This window comes from Erysipelatoclostridium sp. An173 (assembly GCF_002160495.1).
In the GTDB taxonomy this organism is placed as follows: Bacteria; Bacillota_I; Bacilli_A; order Erysipelotrichales; family Coprobacillaceae; genus Thomasclavelia; species Thomasclavelia merdavium.
On the sequence record NZ_NFKR01000038.1, the window covers coordinates 1 to 21,884 of the forward strand.

The window sequence follows — 21,884 nt, forward strand, 5'->3', positions numbered from 1 at the left end:
TCGAATCCAGGTACCCCAGCCAAGATGACCCGCTAGCTCAGTCGGTAGAGCATCTGACTTTTAATCAGAGGGTCAGGCGTTCGAATCGCCTGCGGGTCACCATTTCAATGCGGGTGTAGTTCAATGGTAGAACTTCAGCCTTCCAAGCTGACTACGTGGGTTCGATTCCCATCACCCGCTCCATTAAAAAAGTAACTTACAAACATTTTGTTTGTAAGTTTTTTTATTTTACATACCATTATCATTTAATTCAATAAAACAATGTCTATTACCATTTGATTCGATTACTTTTAATAAATCAGTAAAAGATAAATAAATCGTAGCTGTATTAATATCAGGATGAATACCAATTTTTATCATCTTTTCAATTTCTTTATCAATTATAACATCAACAATTTTATCATGGTCATTTAATATCCCCAACGGGCTAACAGCACCCTTTTTCAAACCTAAATACTTATTTAAATCTTCTTCACTTGCAAAAGTTAAGCGCCGTGATTTAAGAACTTTTCTTAATTTTTTTAAATCGAGCTGTTGATCATTTTTTAATAAAACAAGATAATAATGTTGTTTTTTATCATCAGTTAAAAATAAATTTTTTAGTACAAAACTAATATCAATTTCATTAATTTGATTAATTTCACCAATTGTATAAACCGGTTTATGTTTTATTAACTGGTAATCAATATTTAAATTATCTAATCTAGTTAAAACCTTTTCAATCACTTCCATAACAATACCTCTTTTAAATCATAACTAAATAGTAACATTATATCTTTTGATGTCAATGTTCTAACCAGGCTATTCGTGGTAATTTTACATAATTATTTAATAAATCAATAGCTATAATAAGTCGTTGTCTTTCATAATCAATATTTTGATACATTAATAACAGTTTCTTTTTAATCTGCAAATCATTACAATCCTCGTTTATCGCTAGAGCCATAAATTCACTTGGAAACAATAAACGAGCATATAAATATATTATTTCATTACTACTAAGATTTCCCTTTTTAATATAATTATCTAATTGTTCGATACCAATTATTCCCTTTTTATAACTGCTTGCAAGATCTTTTATTCGCGAAGCAAAAATAAGATTATTTGGATTACACAAATCCTCATAACAATCATTAAAATAAAAGTGTTCAACTCCTAAATGAAATACTTCTTCATTAATCATATTTAAAATATTTATCGCGGTTTCCCCTAATCCTTGATAATAATAAAACAAGATAATAAAATGTTCAAAATGACTAATTCTTGAAGCATAATTGCCTAGTTTACTTTTAGCTTGATCTAAAATTGTACACCAGCTCTCTTTTATTTTTATAATTTCAATCGTTTTATTAATCGATTGTAAAGATAGATTAATAAAACTATCAAGAAGATACTCTTCTATTTGATAAGTATACAGCATGTAATCCATAGAAATTGGATGATTAAAACAATTCATTACTACCTGAAATCCATTCAACCCTATAGCATTAACATAATAAGGATAATAATTAGTAAAATTATTAACTTGATTAAAATAATATAATTGTCCTTGATATTCAAAATAATCACTTTCTTTATCTAAAGAAATTTGATAAAAACGTTGCAAGATATCTAGTTTTGATACCAATTTGGCACCTCACCTTCTATTACTTCCATCACAAGTGGATAATCATATTTATGTGAAAATTCTTCATTATAAAAGGGAAATAACACCATCAATCTAATTTTAATAACTATCTTTAACGAAACCATAACATGATTAACACCATAGTTTTCTATATTTTCCTCAACTGTACTAGTAATAGCACTAATAGTTTTATATTTAAGATTTATCTTTGGTCCAACATTAGCCAAAAAAGGATTATCAGTTAAAAGACCTAGTCTGATAGTTGCAATTACCCCACCATTATCGCTCATTTGCTGCAATTTATTTTGATAAAACGAATTATCTTCTTTTTGATAGGTGCCTGCTTCAATTGAATAAAAAAGATCTTCTAACTGATTTACTAATTTTGCTCCAAGACTTGAAGCATAGTTAGTATTAAAATTAATAGCGACGATTTCATCACCATTACGGCTTATCGCAATTAAATCATCATGTTCTAATTCTACTGGAAATGGTGTATTATTGATGATCATCTGACAAAAACGATTAACTTCTTTACTGGCAATTGTTTTTAACGCTGGCGTAATACTAATACAAACTAATTGAACTATAATTGCCAAGACTATTATTATAATCAATGATATATATCGTTTTTTCATTTAATCACCAGTATATTATACTATGATCAACTAAAAATTATGTCTAGAAGCTATCATCTTATAAAACTGGATAATAATACTAGGTAAAGTCGCAAAAATAAAAATCATTGCTAATTGTCTCAACGTTAATTCACTAATAGAAAAAAATGAATGAAAATTAGGTGAGATAAGAATCCAGATTAAAAGAAGTCCTCCCATTAAAAATGCCAGTAAACTATAATAATTTAACGGTAATTTAATTAGTGGTAAATCACTACGACAATTAAAACCATGTAACAATCGCGCTAAACATAGAGTGCCAAAAGCCATTGACGAAGCAGTTAATTCATTATTTCGAAGTCCCATAAAATAACTCAACATCGTAAAAATACTAATGATTAAACCTTCAAAGCCAACTTGTAAAATTGTTTCTTTATTTAATAACGATTTATTGATATTCCGTGGTTTTTGTTTTAGAATTTCCTCATTTCCTTTTTCCATCCCAATTGCAATTGCTGGCAATGAATCAGTTATTAAATTAATAAATAGTAGATGAACCGGTAAAAAAGGTGTCGGTAAGATTAAAAATGAAGTTACTAATACACAGATAATCGCTGATAAATTACCCGATAATAGATAAATAATTGCATTTTTTATATTAGTATAAACAATTCTCCCCGTCATTATTGCTTTAACGATAGTAGCAAAATTATCATCAGTTAAAACCATACTTGCTCCATCTTTAGCAACTTCACTTCCTGTAATCCCCATTGCTACCCCTACATCGCTTTGTTTTAAAGCCGGAGCGTCATTTACCCCATCACCGGTCATAGCAACAACCTTCCCACTTTTTTGCCACGCTTTAACAATTCTAATCTTATGTTCAGGAGCAACACGGGCATAAATAGAAATTTGTGGTAAATAGGCATATAGCTGATTATCAGTCATTTTATCTAATTGTTTACCATCGAGACATTTATCGCCAGGTTTATATATTCCAATTTGCATAGCAATACTACAAGCTGTCGTTGCATGATCCCCAGTAATCATAATCGGTTTTATTCCAGCATTAATACAATCTTGAACTGCTTGAAAACTTTCAGGCCGTGGTGGATCTATTAAAGCCACTAAGCCGATAAAAACTAAATCGTATTCATCTTGAATCGTCAAAGTATTACGATAAAATTTTTTGTAAGCAAAACCTAAGACTCTTTTACCCTCACTAGCTAAAAAATCATTTTGCTCTAAAATTTTCTTTTTATCTTGATTAGTTAAAATCTCTTTATAGCCATCATTTAAAATAGTTTTGCAACGATTTAATAAAACATCAGGTGCTCCTTTAGTATATAAATGATTATTTGAAGCAACACTCATTAATTTTCGTGATGAATCAAAAGGAAGTTCTAAACGACGCTTTGTTTTTAGATCATAATCATGGTTAAAACAATAGTTATGATACGCTTCTAACAAAGCAATTTCTGTAGGATCACCAATATTTTTACCATTTGAAATTGATGCATTATTACAGATTGCAAAAGACTTCAATAAAATATTATGATTATATTCACGATGATTCAACTCGCTAGTTTTAATTCTTCGATCACGAGTATATATATCAGTAGCTTCCATTTTATTCTGTGTTAATGTACCTGTTTTATCAGAACAAATAACCGATATACACCCTAAACTTTCTACCGCATTTAAATTCTTTATAATCGCATTTTCTTGAGCCATTTTTTGCGTAGAGATGGATAATACAATCGTTACAATTGATCCTAAGGCCTCAGGAATAGCTGCTACAGCTAAAGCAACAGCCACCATTAAAGCATCTAATAATTGTTCTTTAGCAAATAAAATATCCATCACCAAAACAAAAATACAAATAACTATGATCCCAATTGATAATCTTAATGAAAATTCATCTAAAGACTTTTGTAAAGGCGTTTTTCTTTGCTTAGTTTCATTAAGCATAGTTGCTATTTTACCAATCTGGGTATTCATTCCTATTTTAGTTACAACATAGCTGCCACTTCCATTTGTAACTAAGCTACCCGAAAAGACCATATTATTCATATCAGCAATCGAACATTCATGGTGTAAAGGTAACGTTTGTTTTTCGACACTTTCTGATTCTCCGGTTAACGCACTTTCATTTATCATTAAGTTATTAGCTTCTATTAAACGACCGTCACCTGAAATTACATCGCCTGCTACAATAACAACAATATCGCCTATTGTTAACTCATTTGCTAGTATTTCCATTTTCTTTCCTGAACGGATTACTTTAACTTTAGGAATTGATAATTCTTTTAAACTATTAAGTGATTTTTGCGCTTTTACGCTTTGAATAGTCCCTAATATTGCATTTATAGTAATTACTACAATAATTACTAACGTACTTTCAATTTCGCCAGTAAACGCTGATATCAAAGCCGCAACAATTAAAATAATTACTAAAAGATCTTTAAACTGATCAATAAATATTGAAAACACACTCGGTTGTTTACTTGCAACAATTTCATTTTTACCATGTTTCTGCATTCTAATTAACGCTTCTTTTGAATTAAGACCCTGATCATTTACTGATAATTCATGTTGTACTTGACTAAAAGTTTTTTGATAAGCTTCCATTATATCCTCCTCACTATATCCTTAAATTAAAATATATAAAAAAGAAAATAAAAAAAATGTTAAAATTTAATGCTATCACTAAATTTTAACATTTATAAAACTTATCTTTTTTTAATAAAAGAACGAATCATCCTTATGAATACATCACCAGAAATGAAATAAGCAAAAATAACAGCAAACACAATATTAACAATCCATAATTTCAAATCAATAGATAAAGCTAAAAGCATTGAAATCACAAAAACAATAATTGTTAAAGTAGTCAATCGTTTATTAATTCGAAGCCGACAAAAACGGCGATTTAAATCAATAAAACGATACCCCGCTAAAAATAAGTTAGCAATCAAAGTAGAAATTACAGCAGCTTGAACTCCAATAATATTAATAAAAACAACATTAATAATAATATTGATTGCTGCTGAAATTGTAGTAGTAACTGCCATATTTTTAGCACTCTTTACAGCCACATAAATACTACCAAAAAACTGTGAAAAGCAATAGAAATACATCGCTAAAATCAAAGTTGGTGTATATAAATAAGCACTCTCTAAAGATTCATTACGATTTAAGATCATGAAAAGAAATGGCGAAACAGCTAGTAACAATATTGATCCCGCTGAAACAATACAAAACAACATTTTAAACATTCGATTATAGTATTGAGCACTATCAGGATCGTTAACACTTCTTGTTGCTGAATCTGTCCATGCTAAGTTAAAAGCTGGATATAAAATAGTAACGATTGAAGGAATCTTATTTGCTAATGCATAGATACCATTGGCACTAGCTCCTAAAAAGATATTAATGATCCAACGATCTGATAATTGATTAATATACCAAGATACCTGATTAGGAATAAATGGTAAGGCATAGCTTAACATTTTAGACGCAAATCCAAAATCTATATATTTTAAACGAATATATTTGAAAACATTACAAACACATAATACATATAAAAAGCCAACAACATCAGCAGCAACTAAAGCAATTAATACCCCGATATATCCTGTTTTTAACCACAATAAACAGATTGATACAACAATAAAGTTTACAAAAACTACTAATGCTGCTAAAAAAGAATATTCTTTATATTTTGAAAATGCTCTTAAAACAAATCTAGAAGTAGTTGCAATAATTTCAATCCAAATATAACCGATTATAAAAAGTTTCAATGGACCTTCAAACATATTAATTGGAACAAACAAGCATATTATTGCTGCTAAAATCATCATTATAAAGATAATTAAATAGCCATTAGTAATCGTTTTTCGTTGTTCTTCTTCACTTTTAGCATCAACCAAAAATCGAAATAGTGCTTGTTCTAATTGTAATGTACATAGTGGTACAATAAAATTTAAGATTGTTGATGTAACTAAATCAATTTGCCCATATTGAGCACCAGTAGTACTACTCGTAATTATAGGCGTCGTTAATAAATTAATAATTCGTGGTAAAAAAGTTCCCACTGCCATTATTAGTGTATTTTTGATCAAACTCTTTTCTCTCGACATATTTTCACCCTACTTTTATATTTACCATTGTTAAAAAACAACTACATACCATATTATAACAAAATCGTTTCTATTTTTCATCAATAATTGTACTAATTGGTAAATCAAAGGGTTCTACCGGTAACAATGGTACTTTTTGAAAACTAAAAGCCAAACCTATTATCTTGCCTTTATAGTCTGATAAATAACGATCATAATAGCCGCCTCCATAGCCTAAACGATTATTAAAACAATCGTAAGCAACAATGGGTACGATCATTAAATCAATTTGATCTTTACTTATAAAATGATGACTATCAGGTTCTAAGATTTTCATATAATTAGGCTTTAATTCATCAAAAGATTTAATTTGATAAAAATTCATCTCTTTATCTTCAATTTTAGGAACACAAATATTTTTATTACTTAGCATCTCTTTAATTAAAGAAATTGTATTGACTTCATTACGAAATGAAACATAAATACCAATAGTTTTAGCTTTGATAAAATCAGGATGTTGTTTTAACTTACTAATAATAAAATTAGATTTAGTAGTGTAATTTACACTATCTAAATCTAATCTTGCTTTTATCATTTGTTTTCTTAAACTAGATTTATCCAATTCCCTTATCTCCAAAATCCAATTTAATTAAACGATTCAATTCAACAGCATATTCCATTGGTAATTCACGAGAGAATGGTTCAATGAAGCCCATAATAATCATATCCATCGCTTCTTCTTTTGTTAATCCACGACTCATCAAATAAAATAACTGTTCTTCAGAAATCTTAGAAACCGTTGCCTCATGTTCAATAATTGAATCATTGTTACGCATCCAGTTTACCGGTACTGTATCACTAGTTGACATCTCATCTAATATCAAAGTATCACATTCTACTTTACTTTTAGAATTATAAGCATTTTTACCATGTTGTACCATTCCACGATAATTAACCTTTCCACCTTGACGAGATACCGATTTAGAAACAATACTACTTGATGTATTTGGTGCTAAATGAATCATCTTAGATCCTGAATCCATGATTTGATCATTTGCAGCTACTGCAATAGTAATACATGAGCCCTTAGCTCCTTCTTCCATTAAAACACAAGTAGGATATTTCATCGTTACAGCGCTACCAATATTTCCATCTACCCACTCCATTGAACCATTTTTATAAACTTTAGCTCTTTGGGTAACAAGGTTTAAAATATTGTTAGACCAGTTTTGAATTGTTGTATAACGACATTTTGCCTCTTCACCAACAATGATTTCAACTACACCTGCATGTAGTGAATCTTTTGAATAATTTGGTGCTGTACATCCTTCAACATAATGAATATCGGCACCTTTATCAACGATTATTAAAGTTCTTTCAAATTGAGCCATTCTTTCAGCATTAATTCTAAAATATGACTGTAATGGTTTATCTAATTTAACTCCTGGTGGTACATAAATAAATGAACCTCCAGACCAAACGGCACCATTTAATGCCGAAAACTTATTGTCATTGTAAGGAATAACTGTATCAAAATATTTTCTAAACAATTCTGGATATTCTCTAAGACCACTATCAATATCCAAGAAAATAACACCTTTTTCAGTTACTTCTTTTAACATGTTATGATAAACAACTTCAGATTCATATTGAGTACTAACTCCAGAAAGATATTTTTGCTCTGCTTCAGGAATCCCAAGTTTTTGGAAAGTTTCTTTAATTGTATCTGGTACATCTTCCCAATCATTGGCCTGTTTATCACTTGGACGAATATAATATGTATATTCATCAAAGTTTACACGACTCAAATCAACACCCCAGGTTGGCATTGGTTTTTCCATAAAACAACGATATGATTTTAAACGATATTCTAACATCCATTCAGGTTCATTTTTTATTTGAGAAATTTCTCTAATAATATCTTCATTTAAACCCTTTGGTGTTTTAAAAACAGAAACATCGCCATCATTAAAACCATAAGCATAATCTTGATCAGGAATTTCTTTTTTTATATCATCCATATAATTCCTCCTACTTTTGATCAAGGATCTGTTTTATTCCTGTCCATCCTAAAGTTGCACATTTAATTCGATTAGCTTGTCGATGTGTATTCATAAAAGCAATCGCTTCTTCAAGAATTTCAGGATCATAATCCTTTTCATAAATCATGTTATAATAATTTTCAATAATTACATTTGCTTCTTCTATTGTTTTACCAATTAAAAGCTCACTCATGATTGATGTACTTGCTGTACAGATTGCACAAGCTTCTCCATCAAAACGGATATCTTTAATCACTCCATCTTCAACCAATGCTTGAACATCGATATTATCGATACAAGTTTCAGAATCCATGTTAACACTATCATATTTTTTATCATCTACTAAACCGTGATTACGAGGGTTTTCATAATGATCCATAATAATTTCTCGCATCATCATACTATCCAAAGAAGGCATCTAAAAAGTCATCTCCTTTCTTGCACACTTCAATAAATTGATCAATTTCATCAAAAGTATTGTAAAAATAAAATGATACTCTTAATGTTTGCGACACATTTAAAAATTCGTCTAATATTTTAGCACAATGTTGTCCCGCTCTTACTGCAATACCATATGTATTAAATAAAGAAGCAGCATCCTGGCTGAAAACTCCTTTAATATTAAAGGCAATTGCTCCTTGACCATTAGGATTATATATTTCTAAATTATCAAGCTCTTGCATTTTTTTAATAGCATAAGCTCGTAATTTCAACTCTTGTTCATGGATATTGTCCATCCCAATTTCCATCAAATATTCAATTGCTGCTCCAAGTCCGATTACCCCTTCAATATTAGGAGTGCCAGCTTCAAATTTAGTCGGTGCATTTTTTAATTTAACAGATCCACAACTATTATATCTTGAATTGCTGCCCCCACCTAAACGAGTAGGACTAGTTTCTTGTAATAAATCATATTTACCATATAAAATTCCTACACCAGTTGGTCCGCACATTTTATGACCTGAAAATGCTAAAAAATCAACATCTAGATCTTTTACATCAACACTTTGATGAGGTACACTTTGAGCCCCATCAACGCATACGATTATCCCGCGATCATGAGCTAGTTTGCAAATTTCTTTAATAGGACCATCGTATCCTAAAACATTTGTAACTTGAGCAATAGAAATAATCTTTGTTTTATCTGTAATTGCTTTTTTTACATTTTCAATTGTCAAACGGCCTTCGTTATCTAAATCAATATAATTAATAACACTGCCTGTTTGTTGGCAAACCTCAAACCATGGTAAAGTATTTGAGGCATGCTCAGCTACAGTTAATAAAACTTCGTCGTCTTTTTGTAAATGTAACGCTCCATATCCAAAAGCTACTAAATTCAAACTATCAGTTGAACCATAAGTATAAACAACTTCCTTACGATCACAGTTAATTAATTTTGCAACTAAATCACGGGTATGCTCAAAACGGGTATCGACATCATGAGATAAATCATAATCACCACGATGAGCATTACCAGAATAATTAGTTAAATAATCGCAAACAGCATCAATTACACACTGTGGTTTTAAAGTTGTTGCTCCGTTATCAAAATATATAAGTGGTTTCCCATGCATTGTTGTTCCATTGAGCATCGGAAAATCTTGTCTTATTTTTTCAACATCAAGCATTAAAGACCCACCTTCTCCATTAAAGTTTGACTAAATATATCTTTCAATTCATCATTATCGATAAATTCTAATACTGGGATAAAATATCCATAAGTAACCAAATGCATAGCTTCTTGTCTACTTAAACCTCTAGATTGTAAGTAGTATAAATGGTTTTCATCAATTTTACCAACACTAGCACCATGACTAGCTTTAACATCATATTCATCAATATATAAATATGGATTAGCTTTAGCATTACATTTTTCATCAAAAACAATAATCTTATTTGTTTGATGGCTATTTGATTGATGGTTACCTTTATGAATCGTTCCAATTCCATCAATAACTAAACTAGCTGCATCTTTAACAACACCATAGTTATCCATGATTCCTGTTGTATAACAAGCATCATGACTAATTGCAATAGTTACATGCTTTTGTTCATCTTTTTTTGCTAAAGAAGCAAGTCTAACTGTTGCTTTTGCTTCAGGTTCATTTAATGAATAGTTGATATCTAAATCAACATTACTATTAGATAATTCTACGTATGCACATCTAATATCAGCATTTTTAGCTACTGCTACATCTTCAGATATTTTTGTTTTGATGTTATCAATACTTTGATTATCTACATATCTTAATAATTTACTGTTTTCATAAATACTAATTTTTTTATTTAAAACAGCATCTGTTTTAATATCATATATTTCAATCAGTTCTAATTCACCATTAATATTTAAATCAAACTGATATTCACCTTCTTGATCAATCAGATAAACAATTTGTAATGAAACTGCTTGTTTAACAGTTACATTATTTTTTTCAAAAATAATATCATCATTACAAACTTGACTTTCTATTGTGCCATTATGAAATACTAAATAATTGTTAATAGTTTTTAACTGATTCATTATTTAGATTTAATTCTTTCTTTATTGGCACAGTTTTCAAGTAAAATTGGTTTCTTTTCTTCTTCACCAGCTATTTCTACTCCCAATTTTTTTACCCATTCATATCCTTCTTGATCAATCTTTTCAATAACTTCTTTTCCACCACTTAAAATAATTTTTCCATCTACAATTACATGAACATGTGTAGGTGGAACTAGTTCAAATAAACGTTCATAGTGAGATACCATGATACATCCAAAGTCATCACTTTGCATATCATTAATTGCTTTAGCAACAATTTTTAAAGCATCTACATCTAATCCAGAATCAATTTCATCTAACAACGCAAACTTAGGTTGCAATAATTTCATCTGTAAAATTTCATTACGTTTTTTTTCGCCGCCAGAAAAACCTTCATTCAAATAACGATGTGCTAGATTTTCATCTATATGTAATTCATCAATGTTTTTTTCCAGCATTCTAATAAATTTAAACAATGATACTGGTTTTTCTTGATGAGCATTAACAGCTGCTCTTAAAAAATCTGAAGTTTTAACTCCAGGAATTTCTTGAGGATATTGCATTCCTAAAAATAATCCTGCCTTACTGCGTTCATCTACGCTCATTTCTAATACGTTTTTATCGTCTATGTATATACTTCCTTGAGTAACTGTATATCTAGGATGTCCCATAATAGTTGATAACAGTGTTGATTTACCATTACCATTAGGCCCCATAATCGCATGAGTTTCACCAGTGTTAACAACTAAATCGATACCTTTTAATATTTCTTTTTCACCAATACTTACATGCAAATTTTCTATTTTTAAAGTTGACATACTTAAGCCCCTTTCTATCTTCAATAATTCTACTAGATAACTTTACAAAAAACAAATAAAATGATAAATAATAATAAAAAATTATTTCTTTTCTAAAATAGAAATCCAATTCAATTTATATTATAGCCAAAATGTGGTATATTTATATTAATGGGGGTGTAAAAATGGAATTTCTTAAAGAATTATTTAAAATAATTTCTTCAAAAAAAATCACCCATACTTTATTAAATTTGATGATAGTTTTAGTAATCGTACTTTTATTTATGAATACTAGTGAGTTGTGGTATGGTATTTTATCTGTAATATGGCTTGTATCAAAACCATTTATTATCGGCTTTGCCTTTGCATATGTTTTAAATCCTGTTATCAATTATGTTGAAAAATATGTTGTAAAAAGAGGAATAGCTGTATTCATGGTTTATTTAGCTTCTTTTGCTATATTAAGTTTATTAATTTCACTAGCAATACCATTAATTTCTGAAAGTATCTCGGAAATGTTTCCAGCATTCTATTCAGGATTGAGTGAAATCGGTGATTTTGTAAAAGAGAATTTCAATTATGATATTTCTTCTTTAACAAAATATATTGAAGGAATTATCAATCAATTTTTTGATGATTCAGTTGTTGTAGATACAACAATCGATGTATTAAATCAGGTTTTAATAAATGTTACAAACTTTTTAATCTATACTATCCTAGCTGTTTATATGTCTGGTAATTTTTCAAATATCCGAAGTTATATAAAAAATATTGCTACAAAAATTGATAATCGTTTGCCAATTTATTTAAGAGAAATTGATCTTTCATTAATTCAATATGTTAAAGCTTTCTTTATAGGTGCAATAGCCCAGGCACTTACAACAATGGTAATGTATTTAATCATTGGTCATCCTAACTGGCTGATTCTAGGGTGTATTTCTGGTGCTAGTTCAATTATTCCTTACGTTGGACCAATTGCGGCTAACTGTCTTGGATTAATTACTTCATTAGGTATGGGAACTTCTACAATAGTAATTTTATGTATTTTGATTTTTATTCAATCAATTGTTACATCGTATGTAATTACTCCTCGAATTTATTCTTCAAAAATAGATTTGAGCATTATGTGGGTACTATTTGGTATCTTATCTGGTTCATCATTATTTGGTATTTGGGGTATGGTAATAGCAATGCCTTTATTAGTGACTATCAAGGTTGCAATTCAGGTTTACAAAGATCGTTATCACAAAAAATATTTAATTTAAATGATACTGCTTTAGGTATCATTTTTTATTTATATTATTTTGTTTGAAATTCAAAGTAATTTGTATTATAGTAATTGCGGGTGATAAAATGGGTAAGGTAAACACAGAAATTGCAAAAGGAATTAAACGAATTTTTCCACCATATTTTAAAGAAGAATTATTTAACTGTATTACTCATGGCATAATGTCATTTATTACATTGCTTTTAATTCCAGCTTGTGCAGTATACAGTTACATTAAAGGTGGCATTGTTCAAGCGATAGGCGTTAGTGTTTTCATGATTTGTATTTTTTTAATGTTTCTTGTTTCTACTTTATATCATGCAATGGAACACGATAGTCCTCATAAACAAGTATTTAGAATTCTTGATCATATTTTTATTTATTTTGCTATTGCTGGTAGTTATACTCCAGCGGCTTTATGTTTAATTAAAGGTTATCAAGGAATTATTATTCTTGTTATTCAATGGACAATGGTACTTATTGGAATATTATATAAATCTCTTTCAATAAAAAGTCTACCTAAACTTTCATTAACGATTTATTTAGTAATGGGTTGGACAGCTGTATTATTTTTACCATCTTTAATAAAAAATTCTTCGACGATGTTTATGGTATTAATTGTTGCTGGAGGAATTCTATATTCAATTGGTGCATTTTTTTATGCTAATAAAAAAATTCCATATAACCATGTTATCTGGCATATTTTTATTTCTCTTGCATCGATTTTACACTTTATTGCAATTGTATTTTATATCTAGACAAAACTAAAACTAATCCTTAGTTAATAATTTAACTATTGGGATTTAGTTAAAAAGTTTTGTCTTTTTTATTCATTTTACTAATAACATTTTACCTATTATTTAAACATCTGATTCTTTTCATCAACAAAAAAACAGGGTGCTTAAAGCACCCATAAACGAATCATTATCAAGAATTAATTCGTTTTAACACATATTACAAATAATAACTAGTAAAATAAATAATACTAAAATCAATGTAAAAGAATTATCTTGACATGCCATTATAATCGCCCCCTTATTAAATACAGTAGATTCCAACAATAACTAAAATAATAAACAATACAAAGACATTTACATTCGAGCACTTACAGTTATTCATCAAATTCCCTCCTACCACCTACATATTATAAATTATGTTAAAATAACAATTGCCAATGTGTTTTTGCCTAATTTATTGAAATTACAAGCAATAAATAGTATAATTGTAACGTTCGATAACAAAAGGAGGAAACATATGAAATTAGGAAAATGTGCTGCAGCACTTGTGGTTACTAGTTTCTTATTAACTGGCTGTCAAAATGGATCTAAGACAGTTAAAGAAGATGATAAATTCGTAATTTCTTCATTAAGTAAAGATGATAAAGAAAAAAATATTTTTGCTGATGATGTTTTTGATGATATCATTTCTACAGCTAGTGGGAAAAGTGCATATTTTGATGCTGCTTTACAACAGCTGATCGATCAAAAATTTCCAGTTGATGAAGATATGGAGACTGATGCTGATAACACAATCACTCAAATTCAAGAATACTACGAAAGCTCTTATGGTGAGGATGCTGAAGAATACCTTGAATCAGCATTATCAAGTAGCGGTTTTGAATCATTAGATGAATATCGCAAATATATGGTAGAAGCATATCAAAGAAGTAATTTTCTACTTGCTTATGTAGAAGATAACTTTGATAAAGTTTTTGATGATTATTTTACTCAAGCAACACCTCGTGAAGTTAGTATAATTGAAGTGGCAATGTCTGATGTTGAAAACCCAACAGAAGAAGAATCTGCAAAACTATCTGAGGTAACTGCGTTATTATCATCTAGTAAAAGTTTTGCTGATATTGCTACTGATTATTCTGATGATACTAATACAAATAAAAATAAAGGTCGCTTAGGTATTGTTGATACAACATCATATCTATCTGAAACTTATGGTGAGGATGTAGAAAGTACAATTTTTTCTTTAGGTCAAGACCAAGTTAGTGATCCTATCAAAGGTGAAAGTGGATATTACATTGTTAAAGTAACTAACACTGATAAAGATAGTATCAAAAAACAAACTAAAAAAGATTTATCAATTGATACCCCTTTAATTGCTTACGATAGTTATATGGTTTATGATGCTTATCAATCATATGATCTTAAATATGATGATAAAGAAACTGAGAAAATAATTAATGAAGTTATTTCAAATGCGTTAGAAGAACGTAAAACTAGCAAAGGAGGTAGCGAATAATGAAAAAAGGAATTTCGTTTGCATTAATTGCTACTTTATTAGTAGGATGTGGTTCTTCTAATACTGTAAATTATTCTACAGAAGTTACTGATGGTGATAAAACTATTATTTCTGGTGATGATGTTGAGATTACAAAAAATGATATTTACTATTATATTTTAGAACAATATGGTAGTTCAGAAATTTTAACATTAGCACTTACTTATATCGCAGATCAAGAAATTACTGATGAACAACAAATTCAAGCAGGTATTGATGAACAAGTCGCTTCTTATACTGAAAGTTTAACAATGTCATTTGAAGATTATGCTAAACAAAGTGGTTATGAATCTAGTCAAGAATATATTGATGATGTAATTACTGATGGTGTTAAACAAAATTTATTGCTTAAAAAATATATTGATGAAAATTACGATGATTTACTTGATGAATATAAAGTAAAATATATAAAAACAATTACTTTAGATACTGAATCAGCTGCTTTAAGCATTATTGATCAAGTGAAAAATGGTAGTGACTTTGATACTTTAATGAGTGCTAATAGTGGCAGCGATAATGGTATGGTAACTACTGATTCAAGTAGCATTGATAAAAATATTATTGATAAATTAGATAAGTTTAAAAAAGATGGCATTTATAATAAAGTAATTAAAACTTCAGACTCTAAATATGCTGTTGTATATGTATATAATACTGATAAAACTAATTTAGAATCTGAAATCAAAGAAAATCTTACTTCATTAAGTGATATTTCAACAAAAATGGAAACTCATTATTTACGTAAGTATAACTTCGATGTATATGAAGAAGCTTTAAAAGATGAAATTGAAGAAACAAATGAAGATTATTTTGGATAAGGGGTTTCCCCTTATCTTTTTTGTATGTTAAAATATAAATAGGAGGAATTTGAAATGGATAATTGTATTTTTTGTAAAATTGCTAATAAAGAAATACCAGGTAAAATAATTTATGAAGATGATATTTGTGTTGCTTTTTTAGATTTAAGTCAGACAACTAATGGTCATACATTAGTAATTCCTAAAAAGCACTTCAAAAACTTTTTAGAAGTTGATGATGATACACTAGCTTATATGATTAAAGTGACAAAAGATATTGCTAATAAGATTGTTACTAAATTAAATGCTAATGGGGTAAATATTTTAACTAATGCTAATGAAGTAGCTGGTCAAACTGTGATGCATTTTCATCTTCATATTATTCCACGCTATGATAATAATGATCAAATTGAAATTAATTTTAGCGATAGAAGTAATGAAGTTAATTTAGATAGTTTATTTAATCAAATAATGGAATAATATTTAAGGAGGTTAATACCTCCTTTTTCTAAACAAAAAAGCTGAAGGATTTAATACAATCGTTTCAGCTATTAAATATTAATCAATTTTTGGTTTGTAAAAAGCTCTATTTTCTAAAGCAAAAACGCGTTTAGAAAAACTTCCTGGTTCTACTGTTTCTAATGCTTTATCCAACATATTAATACGAGCATCCATATTATCAATCAAATATAGTACTTCTGCTTCTTTAATTTGTGGTAATACTGGTGAACCATATTCATTTTTACCATGATGAGCTAATATCATATGTTGTAATAAAACTACCTCTTCCCCACTAATATGCATTTCATCAGCAGTTTCTTTAATAATTGCTTGAGAGATAGAAATATGTCCTAACAACTTACCTTCAACAGTGTATTCAGGAACAACTGGCCCACTTAACTCTATTGTTTTACCAAGGTCGTGTAACGTAATTCCAGAAAATAATAAATCTTTATTTAATGAAGGATATAATTCACAAATCGCATTAGCAATTCTTAACATACTACATGTATGATAAGCCAAACCAGAAACATATTCATGATGGTTTTTACTAGCGGCTGGATAAATAGATAATTTATCTACATAACGATTAAAGATCGTTTTAACTAATTGATGTAATTTAAGATTATCAATTCGATCAATATAACCATAAATTTCTTTAATTAATTCTCCAGCATCTTCAGGTGCACTTTTTAAAAATTTAACTTGTTCATTAGCATCTGTTGAAGCAATCTTTATTTTAATGATTTTCATTTGACGATCTTCATTATATTTTATTATATCACCCATAACTTGAACAACACAACCTGCTTTTAGTTGTTCAACTTGTTCATTGCTTGCATTCCATAATTTAGCATCTATTGTTCCAGTTTTATCTTGCAATGTTATGCTTAAATATGTAGAACGATTAGCGCCATTAGTTTTACCAGTTACAACTCGGTTGATTAAAGCTTCTATTAAAACGCCTTCATCTCCCGGTTTTAGTTCAATAATTTTATTCATCATCTAATGCTCCTTCTTCATTTATTAATTCTTTAATATGTTCATAATTGTAACCTTTTCTTAAAAGAGTATCAATGATTTTTTCTTTCAATTGCGAATCTTTATATTTTTTTTGAAATTTATGCTTTTGTTTTTCAAATTCTTTTCTTAATGCCTCTTGTTCTTTATTTATATCATATTCAAAATCATAATCATTTAAAGCTCGTTCAATTGTTTCTGATGTAAAACCTTTCATAAATAGCTTATCACGAATCTTCTTTAACATTGCTTTATATGAAAAATTATTGTTTCGATTATAAATAGTATCAATCAGTGCCGTTGCTTCATTATATTCACTATCATTATCTAATTCAGCTAAACATTTATCAATAACTTCGCTATCAACACCGTAATTTCTTAAATTATAAACTGCCTTATTTATGCCAATTCCTAAGCGTAGACAGCGATTTAAATAATTAGTAGTAAATGCCTCATCATTGATTAAATTCTTCTCCTGCAATAAAGAAAGCGTTGCATCGAGCTGTGTATCATCATACGCACCACTATCCATCAGCTTTTTTTTCATTTGCTTGTAAGTGTAATCTTTTATAGTTAATAATTTTAAAGCTTTATGATAAGCTCTGCTAACTTGTTCAAAATCCTTAATAGCATCAAAAACTTCTTTATCAATAACAACACCAGGTTTTAATTGATAATTTTTAATTAACTTATCACTTACTTCTACAATTATTTCACTTTCATCATATAAGAAAACTACTTCATTAATTCCATTTTTAATTGGATATATCGATTTTACAGTATATGAATAATGTTTAGATTTAATCGCTTGGCGATAAACTTCTAAGACCTTCTCACAAAAAACTTCACTGCTATATTTTTTTACACTCAACAAAGCATTATGAGCAATTTCTGTAAAATCATCTTTTATTAAATTCAATAAAATTGCAACCAATTCATTAGTATCATTAAAAAAATACCCATTAAAACCATCAGTAATAACATCCTCAAGGTTTTTGTCATATCGAGCAACTGCTGGTATTCCACTTGCCATTGCTTCTATATACGTCAACCCTTGGGTTTCTGAAACTGATGCTGAAACAAAAACATTAGATAGATGATAATAACTAGGTACCTCATAACCTGGCTTAGGACCAGTAAAAACAACATACTTACTAATATGATCATCTTTTACTAATTCTTTTAATTCATCTAATTGTGGTCCACCACCAACAATTAAACAAAGTACATTATCATTTATCTTAACAATTTCTTTCATTGCATCAATTAAAACTTCAATACTTTTCTCTTTAGCTATTCTACCTAAAAAAGTAATTACAAATTGATCTTTTATGCCATATTGTTCTTTAATCTTTGCAATCAATTCTTCATTTCTATTTTCTGGATTAAATTTTTGTAAATCCAATCCAGTTGGAATAATATGTACTTCTTTATCTAAACCATACTTTTCCAACGCCTCTTTTGTTTTTTTAGACGGAACAATTAGTTCAGTACTTTTATCACCATAAAATCTACTTATCTTAAAAACTGCCTTTTTAAATAATCCATCAAGTGCCTCAGAATTTACCGGATTTACATAATGAGTATAATCAGCCCACATTGTATGGTATGTATAAACAACTGGAATATCTAAAACTTCACCAACAATACGTCCAAAAATTCCAATTCCAAATTCTGTTTGAACATGAATTACTTCTATATTCATTCTTTTTAATTCACGCATTCCTTTAAAAGAATAGATATTACATGCCCGATAACCATAAAGAGCTTGAATCTCTAAACCTGGAACTCTTAAAATATTATCATTTGGATCATCAAAATATTCAGTATCACTAGGTAATTCACTAGTTACAACAACAACATCATGTCCGTTTTTTACTAATTGATCTCTTAAAATTCTTGTTGAGGTTGCCACACCATTTAAATCAGGCGTATATGTATCTGAAAAAATTGCAATTTTCATATCTTCACTCCATTCTGTTAATTTCGCGATTAGTTGCAAAAACAACCGCACCTAAAATTAATCCTAAATAATATGTCATAAAACGCCAAATAAGCATTGATGTCGGCGTACCAACAGATCCTAATATAGGACTGAATAACATATAATAAACTCCCTCGCTACCACCACTAGCTCCTGGAATAGGAACAAAGGCAGTTATCATATAAACAAATGAACATATTCCAATAAAATCAAATATTTGTCCATAATTAACACTCAGATTTAAAGCTTTTGCTACAAAAAAAGGAATACTATATAAAATCAATAATTTACCTAAATTCAACATTGATGACTTAAATAATATTATTTTGTTTTTTTGCAATATACTAAGTTCAGTTCTAAAATTTTCTAATGATCGAGAAATTTTTATTGTTGTTTCTTCATAATCTTTAACAATTCTAATTTTACTTAAAACCTTTATCACTGAATTACAAACAAAATCCTGCAATCGTTTAGATTTAGCTCCTAAAAATAACCCTGCTATTACAAAAAAATTAATTAAAAATCCTATAATAGCTAATGAAAAAAAATTTGAATAAATTTTACTATACGTAGTATATCTAAATACCATTACAATTGCTGTAAAAATAACTAGTACCGACTGATAAACAATAAATGCCATTAACAAAATACTAGCAGAATTAGTAGGCGGTATCCCTTGTTTATTAAAAATATAAACCTGAGCAAATTGCCCACCACTTGAAAAAGGAGTTAAACCATTAAATAATATACCAGATATTGAATTTACAAACGCTTGTTTAAAAGAATAATCTTTTTTATAAAGCTGACCGAACGTATAGAGGTTAATTCCATCAAGTATATAATAAATAATCATTAGAATTAACGACACTATTATCCAGCCAGCTGAAGCTGTTAGTAAAGCTTCTATTGATGCTTCTAAATCATCTTTCATTGTAAAATAAATAACAGCAGCACCAATTACAATAATTAATAAAAAATTAATGAGATACTTTTTTTTCGAATTATTTTTCATAAAAACACCTCTAATTAGAGATTCAATGTAATATTATACACCTCTAATAACTCTTTTCCGATATTAGCAAGTTGTCGTTGTTTTGCTACTTGATATCCTTGCTCAATTAAAGATGGATATTCATGATTAATCATTTTTTTGATTATATCAACAAAATCATCAGTATCTTTTCCCATATAACAATTAACCCCATTAGTCAACCAATCGGAAAAAACCGGGATATCACGTAATAAAACATTACAACGACTAGCTAATGCCTCTAAAACAACAATTCCTTCAGTTTCCTCTCGTGAAGGAAAAAAGAAAATATTTGATCTACCATAAGCACCTTTAATAACATCACCACTTACATAACCTGGTAAAAGCAAATTATCTGGTAAATTATCTAATAAGTCTTTAATTTTTTTGGTAGGAACTGACATCTTTACATCACCAAACCACATAAAACGATATTCAGGTAATTTTCTGGCAACTTCTACAAAAGTATCAAATCCTTTACGTTCAAACAACCAGCCAACTGAAATAATTAAAATATCATCTTCTTTAATATTATATTCTTTTTCAAACAATGAAATCTGTTCTTTTGTTGGATTAAACTGTTCTAGGTCAACACCATTAGAAATAGCCTTGATTGGAATATTAATACCATAAGATTCTAGTAATCTTTTTGAATATGGTGTAGGTGTAATAATATAATCAGCCTTACTGTACATACTAATTAGCCATTTTTTATAAATACCAGAAACGGTATTAGAAAACATAAAAGAATTTCTAAAATCCTCTTCAGTACTATGAGCATGATATATGATTTTTTTATTATTCTTTCTTGCCTGATTGATTATTCGATAGCTATCAGGCCATACTGTATTGATATGCAAAATATCATAATCTAAATCATCAAAATCAACTGTGTAGGGTATTCCTGTTAACTCCAAAGCTTTCTTTTGATGAATAAAAGCTCTACCAATACCCGATTTTTTTATCGTATTCTCTCGTCCAAAATATAACTTAATTTTCATTTTATCACCACAATTATTATACTACAAAACACGCTCTATTTAAAGAACAAAGACAAAAGGAAACCTTAACATAAAACTTACAAAAAAAAAAGCCCTAAAAGGGCAAAATGGATACATTGTAAAAAGCATATATCGTTTGATAAAGAATTCTAGATAATAAAAAAAAGAAGAACCGGCAGCTAGCTATTGTTGCACGTAAGTACTATCGTCGCCGTTATGATGCTTAACTTCTGTGTTCGGAATGGGTACAGGTGTGTCCATCATGCT

General features: G+C 28.9%; 21 protein-coding genes, 2 tRNA genes and 1 rRNA gene. 7 read left to right on the plus strand and 17 right to left on the minus strand.

The annotated features are described in order from the left end of the window. The first annotated feature begins 26 nt into the window (after window positions 1–26). Window positions 27–102, plus strand: a tRNA-Lys gene (locus B5F09_RS12210). A gap of 7 nt (window positions 103–109) precedes the next feature. Beyond that, window positions 110–183, plus strand: a tRNA-Gly gene (locus B5F09_RS12215). A 45-nt stretch (window positions 184–228) separates the two neighbouring features. Here B5F09_RS12215 and B5F09_RS12220 read toward each other — a convergent pair. From B5F09_RS12220 to sufC, 11 genes are all read right to left on the minus strand, one after another. Next, the gene (locus B5F09_RS12220; RefSeq protein WP_087374498.1) at window positions 229–732 is read right to left on the minus strand and encodes a prolyl-tRNA synthetase associated domain-containing protein; all 504 of its coding nucleotides are present in this window, start codon (window positions 730–732) and stop codon (window positions 229–231) included. A gap of 52 nt (window positions 733–784) precedes the next feature. After that, window positions 785–1,627 (minus strand): hypothetical protein, encoded by an 843-nt coding sequence (locus B5F09_RS12225; protein ID WP_087374500.1) that lies wholly within the window; start codon window positions 1,625–1,627, stop codon window positions 785–787. Continuing rightward, a complete protein-coding gene (locus B5F09_RS12230; protein WP_087302304.1) occupies window positions 1,612–2,265 on the minus strand; it encodes a sporulation protein YunB in 654 nt (217 codons plus the stop codon). The genes B5F09_RS12225 and B5F09_RS12230 overlap by 16 nt, the downstream gene beginning before the upstream one ends. Window positions 2,266–2,295: 30 nt before the next feature. After that, window positions 2,296–4,875 carry a cation-translocating P-type ATPase gene (locus B5F09_RS12235; protein WP_087374502.1) on the minus strand — a complete coding sequence of 860 codons (2,580 nt, stop codon included), beginning with the start codon at window positions 4,873–4,875 and terminating at the stop codon, window positions 2,296–2,298. 101 nt (window positions 4,876–4,976) lie between these two features. Next, on the minus strand, window positions 4,977–6,386 hold the full coding sequence (locus B5F09_RS12240; RefSeq protein WP_087374504.1) for a lipopolysaccharide biosynthesis protein: 1,410 nt from the start codon (window positions 6,384–6,386) through the stop codon (window positions 4,977–4,979). A gap of 70 nt (window positions 6,387–6,456) precedes the next feature. Then, window positions 6,457–6,987 (minus strand): 5-formyltetrahydrofolate cyclo-ligase, encoded by a 531-nt coding sequence (locus B5F09_RS12245; RefSeq protein WP_087374506.1) that lies wholly within the window; start codon window positions 6,985–6,987, stop codon window positions 6,457–6,459. Continuing rightward, window positions 6,980–8,386, minus strand: a complete 1,407-nt coding sequence (gene sufB, locus B5F09_RS12250; protein ID WP_087374508.1) for a Fe-S cluster assembly protein SufB — start codon at window positions 8,384–8,386, stop codon at window positions 6,980–6,982. The genes B5F09_RS12245 and sufB overlap by 8 nt, the downstream gene beginning before the upstream one ends. Window positions 8,387–8,396: 10 nt before the next feature. Further along, window positions 8,397–8,825, minus strand: coding sequence for a Fe-S cluster assembly sulfur transfer protein SufU (sufU, locus tag B5F09_RS12255; protein WP_087302294.1), 429 nt, complete (start codon window positions 8,823–8,825; stop codon window positions 8,397–8,399). Beyond that, entirely contained in the window at window positions 8,809–10,035 is a 1,227-nt protein-coding gene (locus tag B5F09_RS12260) for an aminotransferase class V-fold PLP-dependent enzyme (protein WP_087374510.1), read from the minus strand. Before B5F09_RS12260 ends, sufU begins: the two co-directional genes overlap by 17 nt. Then, window positions 10,035–10,928, minus strand: coding sequence for a SufD family Fe-S cluster assembly protein (locus tag B5F09_RS12265; protein WP_087302290.1), 894 nt, complete (start codon window positions 10,926–10,928; stop codon window positions 10,035–10,037). The genes B5F09_RS12260 and B5F09_RS12265 overlap by 1 nt, the downstream gene beginning before the upstream one ends. Next, window positions 10,928–11,746, minus strand: a complete 819-nt coding sequence (gene sufC / locus B5F09_RS12270) for a Fe-S cluster assembly ATPase SufC (RefSeq protein WP_087374512.1) — start codon at window positions 11,744–11,746, stop codon at window positions 10,928–10,930. The genes B5F09_RS12265 and sufC overlap by 1 nt, the downstream gene beginning before the upstream one ends. A 164-nt stretch (window positions 11,747–11,910) precedes the next feature. Here sufC and B5F09_RS12275 point away from each other — a divergent pair, with 164 nt between their 5' ends. Beyond that, the gene (locus tag B5F09_RS12275; RefSeq protein WP_087302286.1) at window positions 11,911–12,990 is read left to right on the plus strand and encodes an AI-2E family transporter; all 1,080 of its coding nucleotides are present in this window, start codon (window positions 11,911–11,913) and stop codon (window positions 12,988–12,990) included. A gap of 88 nt (window positions 12,991–13,078) precedes the next feature. Continuing rightward, a complete protein-coding gene (locus B5F09_RS12280) occupies window positions 13,079–13,750 on the plus strand; it encodes a hemolysin III family protein (RefSeq protein ID WP_087374514.1) in 672 nt (223 codons plus the stop codon). 186 nt (window positions 13,751–13,936) lie between these two features. On the opposite strand, the gene B5F09_RS15455 is transcribed toward B5F09_RS12280, so the two are convergent. After that, window positions 13,937–14,014, minus strand: coding sequence for a YjcZ family sporulation protein (locus B5F09_RS15455; protein WP_081446386.1), 78 nt, complete (start codon window positions 14,012–14,014; stop codon window positions 13,937–13,939). Between the two features lie 232 nt (window positions 14,015–14,246). On the opposite strand from B5F09_RS15455, the gene B5F09_RS12290 reads away from it, so the two are divergent. Genes B5F09_RS12290 through B5F09_RS12300 form a run of 3 tightly spaced genes read left to right on the plus strand, consistent with a single transcriptional unit; the run spans window position 14,247 to window position 16,561 of the window. Further along, window positions 14,247–15,245, plus strand: coding sequence for a peptidylprolyl isomerase (locus B5F09_RS12290; RefSeq protein WP_087374516.1), 999 nt, complete (start codon window positions 14,247–14,249; stop codon window positions 15,243–15,245). Beyond that, complete coding sequence (locus B5F09_RS12295; RefSeq protein ID WP_087302278.1) at window positions 15,245–16,102, plus strand: hypothetical protein; 858 nt, start codon at window positions 15,245–15,247, stop codon at window positions 16,100–16,102. The genes B5F09_RS12290 and B5F09_RS12295 overlap by 1 nt, the downstream gene beginning before the upstream one ends. Before the next feature lie 54 nt (window positions 16,103–16,156). Continuing rightward, on the plus strand, window positions 16,157–16,561 hold the full coding sequence (locus B5F09_RS12300; protein ID WP_087374518.1) for an HIT family protein: 405 nt from the start codon (window positions 16,157–16,159) through the stop codon (window positions 16,559–16,561). Window positions 16,562–16,639: 78 nt separating this feature from the next. On the opposite strand, the gene B5F09_RS12305 is transcribed toward B5F09_RS12300, so the two are convergent. The 5 genes from B5F09_RS12305 to rrf all read right to left on the minus strand — a co-directional run. Then, complete coding sequence (locus B5F09_RS12305; protein ID WP_087302274.1) at window positions 16,640–17,584, minus strand: OB-fold nucleic acid binding domain-containing protein; 945 nt, start codon at window positions 17,582–17,584, stop codon at window positions 16,640–16,642. Continuing rightward, window positions 17,577–19,565 carry a glycosyltransferase gene (locus B5F09_RS12310; RefSeq protein WP_087374520.1) on the minus strand — a complete coding sequence of 663 codons (1,989 nt, stop codon included), beginning with the start codon at window positions 19,563–19,565 and terminating at the stop codon, window positions 17,577–17,579. The genes B5F09_RS12305 and B5F09_RS12310 overlap by 8 nt, the downstream gene beginning before the upstream one ends. A gap of 4 nt (window positions 19,566–19,569) precedes the next feature. Next, window positions 19,570–20,598 carry a lysylphosphatidylglycerol synthase transmembrane domain-containing protein gene (locus B5F09_RS12315; protein ID WP_087374522.1) on the minus strand — a complete coding sequence of 343 codons (1,029 nt, stop codon included), beginning with the start codon at window positions 20,596–20,598 and terminating at the stop codon, window positions 19,570–19,572. Window positions 20,599–20,612: 14 nt separating this feature from the next. Beyond that, on the minus strand, window positions 20,613–21,617 hold the full coding sequence (locus B5F09_RS12320) for a glycosyltransferase family 4 protein (protein ID WP_087302268.1): 1,005 nt from the start codon (window positions 21,615–21,617) through the stop codon (window positions 20,613–20,615). Between the two features lie 170 nt (window positions 21,618–21,787). Beyond that, window positions 21,788–21,884: ribosomal RNA gene (gene rrf / locus B5F09_RS12325) — 5S ribosomal RNA — on the minus strand; the annotation flags it as partial.